We start from the raw sequence: 13,920 nt of genomic DNA on the forward strand, positions 1-13,920 counted from the left end.
CCACCCCTTGTGGATGCGCCGAGGAGCGGAGGTCCAGACGGATCAGGGATCGCGTTGTTTGAGCGAAGCGAGTTTAGCGAGACCCCGTCTGGACCGAGCACCGCAGGTTGCCCGCAGCGAAGCGAAGGGACGCAGCAACCAGGGTCGCCTTTTCTTTTGCTTACTTTTCTTTTGGCGAAGCAAAAGAAAAGTGAGTAGCCGCCGGGCTACCCCCGGCCAACAGTCCTCAGCAGAGAGCGCGCAGGCCGGAGCAAGAACCGACGTCAAAAACAACCCGACCAGCGACCGAAAAGCTAAATCAAGTTCCTCATAGCCTGCGCAGTCTCGCGCAAAACAGACAAAACCCTCCCAACCGCCTCCTCACTAGACTCATGCCCCATAGGCATGGTCACACTGAGCGCCCCCACCACATCGCCGTGCCGGTCGCGCAAGGGCACCGCGATGCCGCGGTAGTTGAGCTCGAGCTGCTGCTCGGAAATCGCCCAGCCCTGCGCCCGCACACGGGCCAGTTCTATGCGCAGGCGGTCCTTGCTGGCGATGGTGAAAGAGGTGTAGGCCTTGAGTTCGTGGCTGGCCAGCCATTTTTCGAGCCAGGCGGGTTCGCGCATGGACAGCATCAGCAAACCCGCGGCGGTGACCTGGGCCTGCACGCGTGAGCCGAGCACGTAGCCGGTGTTCATCGCGCGGCTGGAGCCGTTGCGCGCGATGTAGACGATGTCGTCGCCGTCCATCACGCTGACATACGCGCTTTCCTGCGTGCCTGCCGTCACGCGCTGCAAAAAGGGCTGGACGATGCGCGGCAGCCTGGCCGACTCGAGATAGGACTGGCCCAGCCTGAGCACGCGCGGCGTGAGCCAGAACAGCTTGCCGTCGCCGGCGACATAGCCCAGGTGTTCCAGTGTCAGCAAATAACGGCGTGCCGCGGTGCGCGTCATGCCGCAGCGCGCGCCGGCCTGGCTGGCGGTCAGGCGTGGGTTGGCGTCGTCAAAACATTCGATGATGCCCAGGCCTTTTTCGAGGCCGGCGATCCAGTCGCGTTTGTCGAGCGCGGGCGGGCTGGGCGCCTGCAGGGCGTCGGGCTGTGCGGGCAGGGCGGAGGTGCTCATAGGTCAAACCCTTGTTTCGGTCGATTGTCGATCATTATTGATCGATGATCGTACAAATATCAAGGATTTTGCTTTGATGTCGCCGTCCTGGGCGATAAAGTTCAGGCCAATCAACGCTGATTAATCGATCATCGAACGCTCAGCGGAAAAACAAGGCGAACTTCGACATGCTTCCAACCGTCCAGGGTAATACCGACGTCTACCTGATTCCCGGCGATCCGGTGGAGCAGGTGCGGGCACCGGATGTGTTCAACCTGATCTTCAAAACCCTGGGCATCAATGCCGTGCTGGTGCCTGTGCATGTAGCGGCCGGCGACATCGAGACCTTTGTGCGCGCGGCCTTCCTGGCAAAGAACATCAAGGGCATGTTCCTGGCCATTCCCCACAAGTCGCTGGTGATGGGCCTGCTGTCGCGCTGCAATGATTACGGCCGCGTGGCCGGCGCCGTCAACGGCATACGCCGCAACCCTGACGGGAAACTCGAAGGCGGGCTGTTCGACGGCAAGGGCTTTGTCTCTTCGCTCGACTACTTCGGCGTGGCCTATGCCGGCAAGCGCGTGCTGGTGCTGGGCGCCGGCGGCGGCGCTTCGGCCATTGCCGCCTCGCTGGCGATCGCGGGTAGCCGCGCCCCGGCGGAAATCGCGCTCTACGACCCGGTGCCGGGCAAGGCCCACGCGGTGGCGTCCCATATCGCCGCGGCGCCTCAGGCCGCGGGCACGCTTGTGCTGGCCGCCGCCGGCAGCGATCCCTCGGGTTACGACCTGGTGGTGAATGCCTCACCCCTGGGCCTGCAGGCCGCCGACCCGCTGCCCTGCGATGTGTCGCGGCTGGCGCCGCATGCGGCCGTGGTCGACATCCTCATGAAAAACCAGCCGACGCCGCTGTTGCGCGCCGTGCGCGGCCGCGGCCTGGTGGCCCAGCCCGGCTTTGAAATGCTGATCCAGCAGGCGCCGGACTACCTGGAGTTTTTCGGTTACGCCGAGGCCGCCGTAGCGGTGCGCCGCGACGCGACCTTTATCCGCGAGCATTTGTACCCGGCCGCGATGGCGGGTGAAATCCGGCGCATCGGAGCGCAGGCCAGTGCGCCGCTGGCCGCCCTTTGAGGGTCATTTTTGGACCGCATTGATTTTTAACCAGAGGAGACAAGCATGAAAAAACGATTCGCACTTCACCTGATCGCCGCCTGCGCGCTGGGCATGGGCACAACGGCCGGCTTCGCGCAAGACGTGATCAAGATCGCCAACATCGTCGAGCTTTCGGGCGGCGGCGCCACGGCGGGCACCAACTTCAAGAACGGCGTGGAACTGGCCGTCAAGGAAATCAACGCCTCCGGCGGCATCCTGGGCAAGAAGATACAGACCACCACCGCCGATACGCAAAGCAATCCCGGCGTGGCCAAGGGCCTGACGCAAAAGGCCATCGACAACGACGTGTTCGCCATCTTCGGCCCGGTGTTCTCCGGCTCCATCATGGTCAGCATGGCCGAGTCACGGCGTGCCGAAGTCCCCAACTTCACCGGCGGCGAAGCGGCCAGCATCACCGAGCAGGGCAATCCCTATGTGTTCCGCACCAGCTTCACGCAGGCCACCGCCATGCCCAAGGTGGCGCGCTACATCAGCGACCAGGCCAAGCTCAAGAGCATCGCGGTCATTTACGTGAACAACGACTTCGGCAAGGGCGGGATGGACGCCATCCGCAAAGCCCTGGCCAACTCGCCGACCAAGATCCTCAGTGAAATCTCCACCGAGCCCGGCCAGGTCGACTTCTCGGCGGCCGTGCTGCGCGCCAAACAAAGCAATGCGGACGGCGTGTTCGCCTATTCGAACGAGGAAGAGTCGGCGCGCCTGCTGCGCGAGTTGCGCAAGCAGGGCTGGAACAAGCCCATCATCGGCGAAACCACCCTGACCGGCCAGAAAGTCATCGAGCTGGCCGGCGAGGCCGCCAACGGCGCGATCGCCCATGTAGGCCTGACCGTGGACGCCCCGGTGCCCGCCATCCGCGCCTTCAAGGCCAAGTTCGAGAGGGACTACAAGTACATCTCCGACCACAACGGCATGAAGGGCTACTCCGGTGTCTACGTGCTCAAGGCCGCGATTGAAAAGGCCGGCAAGCTGGACCGCAAGGCCGTGGCCGAAGCCATGAAGGGCCTGAAGGTCAACACCGACAAATACCCCGGCGCGCTGATGTACACCGAGTTCGACAACAAGGGCGACCTCGACCGCATGAGCTTCATGGTGGAAGTCAAGAACGGCAAGCAGGAAGTCATCGACATGGTGGCGCCCCTGGGCCAGGCCACCCGCGACGTGAGCAAGGCCATTCCCGCGGCGCCCGCCGCACCCGCTGCCAAGGCGGCGGCATCCAAGCCGGCCGCCAAGAAGTGAGCTGAAACCGCGGCCGGCCATGCGGGGCCGGCCGCCGGTGGGCAAGGGCGCCACCCTGCTCATCGAAACTTCCGCTGAATACCACCGGCTTCTCCATCGGACCTTCTCCATGACGGACTTTCTCCAACTTTTCTTTTCGGGCCTGGCCACCGGCAGCATCTATGCGCTGGCGGCACTGGGCTTTACCTTGCTGTGGCAGGCCTCGGGGACGATCAACTTCGCCCAGGGCGAATTTGTGATGCTGCCGGCCTTCATGATGCTGGCCTTCATTTCGCTGGGCGCCCCCATGCTGGTGAGCTTTGTGATGGCGGTGCTGCTGGCCGTGCTGCTGCTGGGCTGGGTCTTCAAACGGGGGGTGGTGGATCCGCTCTTCAAATACGGCATGATGCCCATCGTCGTCGCGACCATAGGCCTGTCCATCGCCCTGCGCAACGGTGTGCGCGCCGGCTACAGCGCCGAAGCCCACCCTTTCCCCAGCCTGTTYGCCGACAARCTGTTCAACATCGCCGGGGTCACCATCACCCTGCAGGACATAGGCACCTTCGCGCTGGCCCTGGTCATCGTGCTGGCGACGCAGGCCTTCCTGGCCAAAACCGTGACGGGCCGCGCCATGCAGGCTGTGGCGCAGAACACCGAAAGCGCTTCCGTGCTCGGCATCAACGTGCCGCGCATGATTTTCTACACCTTCGCCATCAACGCCGTGCTGGCGGTGGCGGCGGCCCTGCTGGTCACGCCCACCTACCTCGCCAAGTTCGACATGGGCGAGGGCCTGGGTACCAAGGCCTTTTTCGCCGCCATCATCGGCGGCTTCAACAACTCGCGCGGCGCGCTGCTGGGCGGCCTGATCGTGGGCGTGTGCGAGAACCTGGCCTCGGCCTATATTTCGCCGGCCTACAAGGACGCGGTGGCGCTGGTGATTTTYATGGTYGTGATTCTSTTCAAGCCGCAGGGSCTGCTGGGYAAAAAAGARGARCGCAAGGTATGAAACTCGCCAACAACAAATTCGCCCTGGCGCTGTCGCTGCTGGCTGCGCTGGGGATGCTGGCCGCGCCGCAGTTCCTCAAAAACTACGGCATCTACCTGCTGACTTACTGGCTGGTCTTCATCATCGCCACCATGGGCCTGAACCTCACCGTCGGCTACGCCGGCCAGAAATCGCTGGGCCATGCGGCTTTCTTCGGCATAGGCGCTTACACCGTCGCCATCCTGATGAAGGCCGGTGTCAGCTTCTGGCTGGGCCTGCCGGCCGCCGCGCTGATCTGTTTCGCTGTCGGCCTGGTGCTGGGCTTCCCGGCACTGCGGGTGCAGGCGATTTACCTGGCTTTCGCCACGCTGGGCTTCAACACCGCGGTCTGGCTGGTGATGCGCAATGAAGAGTGGCTCACGGGCGGCACCTTCGGCATCAACAACATCGCGCGGCCCTCGCTGTTCGGCTACTCGCTGGAGGGCAACCGGGCCTATTACTACCTGGTGCTGGTGGTGACCGTGCTGCTGGCCGGGGCGCTGTGGGGCCTGCTGCGCTCGCCCTGGGGCAAGGCCTTCACGGCGCTGCGCGACAACCCGATACGCGCTGAAAGCCTGGGCGTGAACATCCGCAACTACACACTGCTGAGCTTTGCCATAGGCGCGGCCTATGCGGGCATCGCCGGCGCGCTGTTCGCCTCGCTGGTGCAGTTCATCGAGCCGGGGCCCTTCGCTGTGGCGGCCTCCATCATGCTGTACCTGATGGTGGTGGTGGGCGGCGCGGGCTATTTCCTGGGCCCTGTCGTCGGCGCCGCCGTGGGTGTGGTGCTGCCGGAATGGCTGCGCGACGTGCCCCTGGTCTCCAACTGGTATCTGCCGATGTTCGGTGCCGCGGTGGTGCTGCTGATGGTCTGGCTGCCCGACGGCCTGCTCAGCATTCCCGACCGCATCAGGAGCCGGCGCGCGGCGCGCGAGGCTTCACAGGCACGCGCTGCGGCCGCCGGCCGGATCGGAGCGGCATCATGAGCAATGCACTGTTAAAGGTCAGCGGGCTCAAGAAGGCCTACGGCGCCATCCAGGCCGTGGCCGGGGTGTCCTTCGAGGTGATGCCGGGCGAGATCTTCGGCGTCATAGGCCCCAACGGCTCGGGCAAGACCACCATGTTCAACAGCGTGCTGGGGCAGATCACGCCGAATGAGGGCTCGATCGAACTGAACGGCCAAAACATCACCGGCCTGTCGCCGCTGGAGCTGAGCCGCCGCGGCGTCGGCCGCACCTTCCAGACCCTGCAGGTCTTCGGCAAGATGACGGTGCGCGACAACCTGATCGTCGCCGCGCAGGAGCACAAAGGCAGCATGTTCAGCCGCATGTTCGCGCCGGGCGATTCGGGCCTGGGCGACAAGGCCGACGCGCTGATCGACCAGTTCCGCATACGCCACGTGGCCGACAAGCCGGCCGGCACCCTGAGCTACGGCCAGCAAAAACTCGTGGACATCGCCATGGCCTTTATGGCCGAACCCGACCTGGTGCTGCTCGACGAGCCCTGCGCCGGCGTGAACCCCAGCCTGGTGGGCGGTATTTCCTCGCTGCTCAAGGAACTCAACCAGAACCCCAAGTTCGGCCGCAAGAGCTCTTTTGTCGTGATCGAACACAACATGGACTTTGTGATGGACCTGTGCCACCGCATCATGGTGATGGTGGAGGGCCGGGTGATGGCCATAGGCACACCGGCTGAAATTCGCGCCAACAAAGAAGTCCTCGACGCCTATTTGGGGAATTGAAGATGAGCAACGATACCTGTATTGAATTCGACGACGTGGTGGCGGGCTACAAGGATTTCATGATCCTCAACAACCTGTCCTTCAAGGTCAGGCGCGGCTCCATCACCTTGCTGCTGGGGCCCAACGGCGCGGGAAAATCAACCGTGCTCAAAACCCTGTTCGGCCTGCTCAAGCCGCGCCAGGGCCGCATCCTGCTGGACGGCGTGGACATCTCGGGCGCCAGCCAGAAAGAACTGCTGGCCAGGGGCATCGCCTTTGTGCCGCAGGGCCGCAACCTGTTCGGGCAGCTCACGGTGTTCCAGAACCTGGAACTGGGCGGCATCACCCTGGGCACCAAGACCACGCACGAGCGCATTCCCGAGGTGCTGGAGTTTTTCCCGCGCGTCAAGGAGCGCCTGCATTCCCAGGCCTCGGCGCTGTCGGGCGGCGAGCAGAAGCAGCTTGAAATCGGCCGCGCGCTGCTGTTGCGGCCCAAGGTGCTGCTGATCGACGAGCCCTCCATCGGCCTCTCGCCCATGGTGGTGCAGGACGTGTTCAAGCTGCTGCAAAGGCTGGCGGCCCAGGGCACGACCGTGCTGATGGTCGAGCAGAACGTCAAGAGCGCGCTCAAGATTTCGGACGACGCCATCGCGCTGGAGTCAGGCCAGCTGGTGCTGCACAAGCCGGCCGCGCAGCTGCTGGCGGATCCCAACATCGAACGCCTGTTCCTGGGCGGCGGCCATGTGCCGGGCGCGGCCGTGGCAGCGCCCGCCGCGCAAACTTCTTGAGCTGGAACCTTTGAACCGGAGAACACCATGAGCACCGCCAAGCAAGCGCCCGCCGCCGACCGCGAAGCCATCCCCGAAGTCGCCAACCCGCTCGGCATGGACGGCATCGAGTTCATCGAATACACCACCTCCAAGCCGCAGGCCCTGGGCCAGGTGCTGGAGATGATGGGTTTCAGGCCGGTGGCGCGGCACCGCTCGCGCGAGGTCATGCTGTACCGCCAGGGCGGCATGAACGTCATCGTCAATGCCCACATCCCGGCCATGCCCGACGGCGCCGCGCCCACCGACAATCCGGTGATCGCCGCCGTGGCGCTGCGCGTGCGCGATGCGGCCGAGGCCTACCGCCGCGCGCTGGAGCGCGGCGCCTGGGCCGTGCCTTCGCGCGTCGAGGTGATGGAGCTCAACATCCCCGCCATTCACGGCGTGGGCAAGAGCCGGATTTATTTTGTCGACCGCTACGAAACCTTTTCGATCTACGACGTGGACTTCGTGCCCATCCCGACGGTCGAGCCGCACCCGCCGGCGGTGGCAGGCCTGCATTTCTTCGGCGTCGTGCAGTACATCGGCAACGACCGCACCGAGGACTGGGCCGAGTTCTACCGCGAGCTCTTCGGTTTTACCGACTTGCCCGACGATCAGCGTTTCGGCATTTTGCCCAAGGGCCGCATCCTGCGCAGCCCATGTCCGGCGGCCTCGCGGTTTTACCTGCAGCTGATAGAGCCCGAGGCCAGCGTGCTGGACGTGGAGGGCGACGAGGCCCTGCAGCGCGTGGGCCTGGGCAGCCCCGACGTGCTGGCCTCGGTGGCCGAGCTCAGCAAGCGCGGCGTGGAGTTCGTCGAATCGCGCGGCGTGCACACCGAGGACCGCGGCGCGCTCACGCGGACCTGGATGGGCAGCGTGAGTTTCGAGCTGGTCCACAACGAGCGCTGAACGGGCGGCAACATCATGAGCCACTACAGCGGAAACATTGACGACTTCGGGATGGACACCATCTCGCTTGCGGGGCCGCTGGAGGCCAAGCTCAAGGCTGTGCGCGAAGCCGGCTTCACGCAGATCATGCTGGCGGCCAAGGACATCGTCGGCCACCCCGAGGGCATGGAAGCCGCCGTCGCAGCGGTGCGCGCCAGCGGCCTGCGTGTCACGGGCTTCCAGGTGCTGCGCGATTTCGAGGGCCTGTCGGGCCACCTGCACGACTACAAGATGGACATCGCCAAGTCCATGCTGGACATGTGCCATGCGCTGGACTGCCGGCTGCTGCTGGTCTGCTCGTCGACCTCGGTGCATGCCACCGGCGAGACCGCCGCGCTGGTGAAAGACCTGCGCAAGCTGGCCATGCTGGCGATCCCGATGAACATCAAGATCGCCTACGAGGCCTTGTCATGGGGGCGCGTTATCAACGAGTTTCCGCAGGCCTGGGAGATCATCTGCCAGGCCGACATGCCCAACCTGGGCCTGGGTTTTGATTCGTACCACATGTTCGCCACCGGCACCTCGCTGGACGAGCTCGACATCCTGGACCCGGACAGGATTTTCCTGGTGCAGCTGGCCGACTTCATGTGGACCGAGATCAAGTCGGTCGAGGAGCGCATCGCCACCGCCCGGCATTTCCGCGTCTTCCCCGGCGAGGGCGTGCACAGCGAGGCGCTCGCGACGCTGGTGACCCGGCTGCACGGCCTGGGTTACCGYGGCGAYTACAGCTTTGARGTGTTCAACGACGACTACCTGCAGATGCCCCTGCCTTCGGTGGCGGAGCGCGCCTGGCGTTCGGCCTTGTGGCTGGGCGAGGACGTCTTGCGGCGCTCCGTGCCCCTGCCCAACCAGATGCGCTTGAAGCGTTGATGCCTTCGAGGTGATGACCCGCTTGAATTATTTTTGAGAGTTGCATGGAATGAGCAGTATTTTTGAAGGTTTTCTCTCCACGCCCGAGATACTGGACGCGTTCAGCGAGCGCAATTTCCTGGACGCGATGCTGCGCTTCGAGGCTTCGCTGGCGCGCGCCCAGGCCAGCGCCGGCCTGATCCCCGAGGCGGCCGCGCAGTCCATCGCCGGCACCTGCAAGGTCGAGCTGTTCGACGTCGCCAAGATCGTGCGCGAAAGCGGGCGCGCCGGCAGCATCGCGATCCCGCTGGTCAAGAGCCTCAAGGAAACCGTGGGGCTGTTCAACAAGGACGCCGCGGGCTATGTGCATTTCGGCTCGACCTCGCAGGACGTGATCGACACCGCGCTGGCCCTGGTGACGCGCAATGCGCTGAACCTGGTCGAGGCCGACATCCGCAAGGCGGTCGCGGCCCTGCTGGTGCTGGCGCGCCGCCATGCGGCCGACCCGGTGCTGGCCCGCACCCTGATGCAGCCGGCTTCGGTCACGAGTTTTGGCTTCAAGTGCGCGGGCTGGGCCGCACCGCTGGCGCGCAGCCTGCTGCGCCTGCGCGCCGCCGGCGACAACGCGCTGGCCGTGCAGCTGGGCGGCGCGGTCGGCACCCTCGCGCAGATGAAGGGCAAAGGCCCGCAGGTCGTCGCGCTGATGGCTGCCGACCTCAAGCTCAAGGCCKGCGCATTTCCGTGGCACACGCAGCGCGACGAATGGGTGGCCTTGGGTTGCGAGCTCGGCCTGCTGGTGGGCAGCCTGGGCAAGATCGCGAAAGACATTTCGCTGATGGGCCAGTACGAAGTCGGCGAACTGGCCGAGCCGACCGAGCCCGGGCGCGGCGGGTCATCGGCCATGCCGCACAAACGCAATCCCGTCGCCTGCATGGTGGCGCTGGCGGCCAGTGCGCGCGCGCCGCAACGCGTGGCCGCCTTGCTGGCCACCATGCCGCAGGAGCATGAGCGCGCACTCGGCAACTGGCAGGCCGAACTGGCCGAATGGCCGGGCCTGCTGATGTCGGCCCACGGCTCGGTGCGCGCCATGGCGCAAGCGCTGCCCGGCCTGCAGGTGGATACCAAGCGCATGCGCGCCAACCTCGACACCTTGCGCGCCGAATTGCCGCAAGATGCGGCCGACGAATGGTTCAACCCGGAACTGGCCGCGCAGGCCGCCGGCCAGGCGCATGCCCAGGCCGACGCGCTGCAGGCGCTGGTTGCGCAGACTGACGACAACAAACGGACAAAGGTGACCCCATGAACGACAACGAAAAAGGCATGGTCAACCGCCGCCGCGTGCTCGGCGACGCCTGGGTGGACAAGTCCATCGCCAAAAGCAATGCCTTCAACGGCGAGTTCCAGGACCTGATCACACGTTATGCGTGGAACGAAATCTGGGGCCGCCCGGCGCTGGGCGATAAGACGCGCCGCCTCATGGTGCTGTCGACCATGATCGCGCTCAAGGCCTATGAGGAGTTCGCGCTGCACGTGCGCGCCGCGCTCGACGGCCCGCCCGAGTCGCGCCTCACGCCCGACGAGATCAAGGAAGTCATTTTGCAGGCCGCGATTTACTGCGGCGTGCCCGCGGCCAACCATGCGTTCGCGCTGGCCGGCGACATCCTGCGCGAAAAAGGCTTGCTGCCCGCAACCTGAGCCCGCGCCCGCGTTTCCCATTTTTGAAGAATCAAATATGAAAAAACCTCATCTGCATTGGATCCAGGAGGGCAGCGGGCCGGTCGTGGTGCTCAGCCACGCGCTGGGCTGCGAGCTCGGCATGTGGGACGGCGTGGCCGCCGCGCTCAAGGATCGCTACACCGTGCTGCGCCACGACCACCGCGGCCACGGCCGCTCGGAAGCCGTGCCCGGCCCTTACAACATGGCGATGCTGGCCGATGACGTGGCGGGCCTGATTGAAGCGCATGCCGCCGGCCCCGTGCATTTTGTCGGCCTCAGCATGGGCGGCATGACCGCGCAGGCGCTGGCCGCGAAGTATCCGCAGCTGCTCAAGAGCATCACGGTGGCCAATGCCGCGATGTATTACGACGAGGCGGCGCGCGCCATGTGGTCCGCGCGTGTGCAAACCGTGCTGGCGCAAGGTGTGGAGGCGATTGCCGACGGCGCGCTGCAGCGCTGGTTCACGCCCGAGTTCCGCGCCGACGAAGCCGGCGGCGGCGCACAGCGTGTGGCCGCATTGCGCGAGCGGCTGGTGAACACCAATGCGGCCGCCTACGCCGCGAGTTGCGAAGCGGTGGCCGGCATCGACTTTCGGGCCAGTAACGGCGGCATCCAGTGCCCGGCCCTGGTGATTGCCGGCACGCGCGACGAGGCCACGCCCGTGGCCATGTCCGAAGCGATCCGTAGCAGCATCCCGGGCGCCCAGCTCCAGACCTTGCCAGCCGCGCACCTGAGCGCGGTCGAACAGCCGGCCGCTTTCGCCGGCTTGCTGGAGCGCTTTTTCGAAGGCCTGCGCTGACATGCCGCAGGCCGGCAGCGCCGCGCTGGGCATCGCCGTCGCGGGCGCCGGTGTCATAGGCCGCAGGCATATCGAGCTGATCCAGGCCAGCCCTCGCACCCGTCTGTGCGCGGTGGTAGACCCGCAGGCCGCATCGCGAGACTTCGCTGCAGGACTGGGCGTGCCGCATTTTGAGAGCCTGGAGGCGCTGTTCGCCGGGCCGGCCGCGGCCCAGCCCGATGGCGTGATCCTCGCTACCCCCAACCACCTGCATGTGCCCGGCGCGCTGGCCTGCGCGCGGCAGGGCGTGCCGGCCTTGATCGAAAAGCCCGTGGCCGATTCGCTGGAAGCCGGCCTGCGGCTGGCCGATGCGTTGGCGAAGCAGCCGGTGCCTATGCTGGTGGGCCACCACCGGCGGCACAGCAGCACGCTGCGGGCAGCGCGGCAGGCCATCAGGTCGGGCATGCTGGGCCGCGTGGTCACGGTGACGGGCAGCGCGCAGTTCTACAAACCCGACAGCTACTTTGAACAAGGTCCTTGGCGGACGCAGCCCGGCGGCGGCCCCATCCTGATCAACCTGATCCACGAGATGGACAACCTGCGCTACCTCTGCGGTGAGCTCGAGTCCGTCCATGCGCTGGTGTCCAACGCGGTGCGCGGGTTCGAGGTCGAAGACACGGCCGTGATGACGCTGAAATTCGCCAGCGGCGCGCTGGGCACTTTCACGCTGTCGGACACGGTGGCCTCGCCGCGCAGTTGGGAGCAGACCTCGGGCGAAAACACGGCTTATGCGCGGTATGCCTCGCAAGACTGCTATTTCATCGCCGGCACGCAAGGATCGCTGGCCGTGCCCACCTTGCACACCTGGACCCATGGCCCCGAAAGCCGCGGCGAGCCCGGCTGGATGACGCCTTTCACCGAAAAAAACATCGCCCTGGAGGCGGTGGATCCGCTAGAGGCGCAGCTGGATCATTTCTGCGATTTGGTGGAGGGCAAGGCAGGGCCGATAATCACGGTCACGGATGCCTTGCAAAGCCTGCTGGCCGTGGAAGCCGTGCGGCGCTCGATCGCCACCGGCAGGACAGTCGCGCTGCAGGACCTCGCACCCAATCTTCTTCCCATCGACACACAGGAAAGACCCGCTTCATGAAAACAGCCCTGGTCCTCAACGGCCCCAATCTCAACCTGCTGGGCACGCGCGAACCGGCCGTGTACGGCTCGCAGACCCTGGCCGACGTCGAGGCGCTGTGCAGCCAGGCCTGCAAGGCCCATGGCTTCAAGCTGGACTTCCGGCAAAGCAACCATGAAGGCGCGCTGATCGACGCGATCCACGAGGCCGGCCGCGCGCAGGCCGCGGGCACGCTGGCCGGCGTGGTGCTGAATGCGGGCGCCTACACCCACACCAGCGTGGCCCTGCACGATGCCATCAAGGGCGCGGGCGTGACGCTGATCGAACTGCACATCAGCAATGTGCATGCGCGCGAGGCCTTCCGCCACCACTCCTATATTTCGCCGGCCGCCAAGGCCGTCATGGCCGGTTTCGGCGTCAAGGGCTATGCCCTGGCGATTGCCGGCCTGGCCGAACTGGCCGGTTGAAGCAGACGATTGACGTGGAGCGCTGACTGGCATGGCTGCGCCACCGAAATTCCCGGTTGACGAACGCGAGGTCGAGTTCAGCGCCATACGTGCGCAGGGCGCGGGCGGGCAGAACGTCAACAAGGTCTCCAGCGCCGTGCACCTGCGCTTTGACATCCACGCCTCTTCGCTGCCCGAGGCGATCAAGGAGCGCTTGTTGTGCCTGTCCGACAGCCGCATCACGCAGGAAGGCGTGCTGGTGCTCAAGGCGCAGCAGCACCGCACGCAGGAGATGAATCGTGCCGATGCGCTGGCGCGGTTGCAGGAGGTGGTTGATGGGGTCTCCCATCCGCCCAAGGCGCGGCGGGCGACCAAACCTACTTATGGGTCCAAGCAGCGGCGGCTGGWGAGCAAGAGCCAGCGGTCGGCGACCAAGGGCTTGAGAGGACCGGTTCGGGATTCTTGAACTGGCCGTTCGGGCTGGGGTCGGTTCTTGCTCCGGCCTTTGCGCTCTTTGCTGAGGGTTGTTGGCCGGGGGTAGCCCGGCGGCTACTCACTTTTCTTTTGCTTCGCCAAAAGAAAAGTAAGCAAAAGAAAAGGCGACCCTGGTTGCTGCGTCCCTACGCTGCGCTACGGGCAACCTGCGGTGCTCGGTCCAGACGGGGTCTCGCTAAACTCGCTTCGCTCAAACAACGCGATCCCTGATCCGTCTGGACCTCCGCTCCTCGGCGCATCCACAAGGGGTGGGGAAGGAATACCGAATACATGAAGAAACAAGGACTCGCCTTGGCGAGTCCTTGTGGTATTTGGTTTTCTTTGTATTTTGTCCCCGCTCCCGCTTGCCCCGTCCTGGCTGGGCCGAGGAGCGCAGAGACAAGCGGATCAGGGCCGGCGTTGTCTGAGCGAAGCGAGTTTAGCCGGACCCCGCTTGGCTCGAGCACCGCAGGTTGCCCGAAGCGAAGCGTAGGGACCCAGACTGCGGGTCGCCTTTTCTTTGGTGACTTTCTTTTGGCGAAGCAAAAGAAAGTTACTTGC

General features: G+C 65.3%; 15 protein-coding genes. 14 read left to right on the forward strand and 1 reads right to left on the reverse strand.

From position 1 onward, the window contains the following. Positions 1 to 293: 293 nt before the first annotated feature. The gene (locus AC1D1Y_RS24765; RefSeq protein ID WP_477684678.1) at positions 294 to 1,106 is read right to left on the reverse strand and encodes an IclR family transcriptional regulator domain-containing protein; all 813 of its coding nucleotides are present in this window, start codon (positions 1,104 to 1,106) and stop codon (positions 294 to 296) included. 167 nt (positions 1,107 to 1,273) lie between these two features. Between AC1D1Y_RS24765 and AC1D1Y_RS24770 the strand changes: the two genes are divergently transcribed. From AC1D1Y_RS24770 to arfB, 14 genes are all read left to right on the forward strand, one after another. Next, positions 1,274 to 2,209: a shikimate dehydrogenase family protein gene (locus AC1D1Y_RS24770; protein WP_477684679.1), complete on the forward strand. Its 936-nt coding sequence runs from the start codon at positions 1,274 to 1,276 to the stop codon at positions 2,207 to 2,209. A 45-nt stretch (positions 2,210 to 2,254) separates the two neighbouring features. Beyond that, positions 2,255 to 3,487: an ABC transporter substrate-binding protein gene (locus tag AC1D1Y_RS24775; RefSeq protein ID WP_477684680.1), complete on the forward strand. Its 1,233-nt coding sequence runs from the start codon at positions 2,255 to 2,257 to the stop codon at positions 3,485 to 3,487. A 109-nt stretch (positions 3,488 to 3,596) separates the two neighbouring features. Then, positions 3,597 to 4,472 carry a branched-chain amino acid ABC transporter permease gene (locus AC1D1Y_RS24780; RefSeq protein WP_477655595.1) on the forward strand — a complete coding sequence of 292 codons (876 nt, stop codon included), beginning with the start codon at positions 3,597 to 3,599 and terminating at the stop codon, positions 4,470 to 4,472. Next, positions 4,469 to 5,476: a branched-chain amino acid ABC transporter permease gene (locus AC1D1Y_RS24785; protein WP_477684681.1), complete on the forward strand. Its 1,008-nt coding sequence runs from the start codon at positions 4,469 to 4,471 to the stop codon at positions 5,474 to 5,476. Before AC1D1Y_RS24780 ends, AC1D1Y_RS24785 begins: the two co-directional genes overlap by 4 nt. After that, entirely contained in the window at positions 5,473 to 6,231 is a 759-nt protein-coding gene (locus tag AC1D1Y_RS24790) for an ABC transporter ATP-binding protein (RefSeq protein WP_477655597.1), read from the forward strand. The genes AC1D1Y_RS24785 and AC1D1Y_RS24790 overlap by 4 nt, the downstream gene beginning before the upstream one ends. A gap of 2 nt (positions 6,232 to 6,233) precedes the next feature. Next, positions 6,234 to 6,998, forward strand: a complete 765-nt coding sequence (locus tag AC1D1Y_RS24795; protein WP_477679229.1) for an ABC transporter ATP-binding protein — start codon at positions 6,234 to 6,236, stop codon at positions 6,996 to 6,998. A 27-nt stretch (positions 6,999 to 7,025) separates the two neighbouring features. Beyond that, positions 7,026 to 7,928, forward strand: coding sequence for a 4-hydroxyphenylpyruvate dioxygenase (locus tag AC1D1Y_RS24800; protein WP_477684682.1), 903 nt, complete (start codon positions 7,026 to 7,028; stop codon positions 7,926 to 7,928). Between the two features lie 15 nt (positions 7,929 to 7,943). Further along, the gene (locus AC1D1Y_RS24805; protein ID WP_477684683.1) at positions 7,944 to 8,837 is read left to right on the forward strand and encodes a sugar phosphate isomerase/epimerase family protein; all 894 of its coding nucleotides are present in this window, start codon (positions 7,944 to 7,946) and stop codon (positions 8,835 to 8,837) included. A gap of 49 nt (positions 8,838 to 8,886) precedes the next feature. Beyond that, entirely contained in the window at positions 8,887 to 10,119 is a 1,233-nt protein-coding gene (pcaB, locus tag AC1D1Y_RS24810; RefSeq protein ID WP_477684684.1) for a 3-carboxy-cis,cis-muconate cycloisomerase, read from the forward strand. Beyond that, positions 10,116 to 10,511 (forward strand): carboxymuconolactone decarboxylase family protein, encoded by a 396-nt coding sequence (locus AC1D1Y_RS24815; protein ID WP_477655602.1) that lies wholly within the window; start codon positions 10,116 to 10,118, stop codon positions 10,509 to 10,511. The genes pcaB and AC1D1Y_RS24815 overlap by 4 nt, the downstream gene beginning before the upstream one ends. Before the next feature lie 37 nt (positions 10,512 to 10,548). Continuing rightward, entirely contained in the window at positions 10,549 to 11,331 is a 783-nt protein-coding gene (locus AC1D1Y_RS24820; protein ID WP_477684685.1) for an alpha/beta fold hydrolase, read from the forward strand. A gap of 1 nt (position 11,332) precedes the next feature. Beyond that, the gene (locus AC1D1Y_RS24825) at positions 11,333 to 12,460 is read left to right on the forward strand and encodes a Gfo/Idh/MocA family protein (RefSeq protein WP_477684686.1); all 1,128 of its coding nucleotides are present in this window, start codon (positions 11,333 to 11,335) and stop codon (positions 12,458 to 12,460) included. Beyond that, on the forward strand, positions 12,457 to 12,906 hold the full coding sequence (gene aroQ, locus AC1D1Y_RS24830; protein WP_436155354.1) for a type II 3-dehydroquinate dehydratase: 450 nt from the start codon (positions 12,457 to 12,459) through the stop codon (positions 12,904 to 12,906). Before AC1D1Y_RS24825 ends, aroQ begins: the two co-directional genes overlap by 4 nt. Before the next feature lie 31 nt (positions 12,907 to 12,937). After that, entirely contained in the window at positions 12,938 to 13,351 is a 414-nt protein-coding gene (arfB, locus tag AC1D1Y_RS24835) for an alternative ribosome rescue aminoacyl-tRNA hydrolase ArfB (RefSeq protein WP_477684687.1), read from the forward strand. Positions 13,352 to 13,920: the final 569 nt, after the last annotated feature.

This window comes from Polaromonas sp. P1_G1, assembly GCF_056405595.1.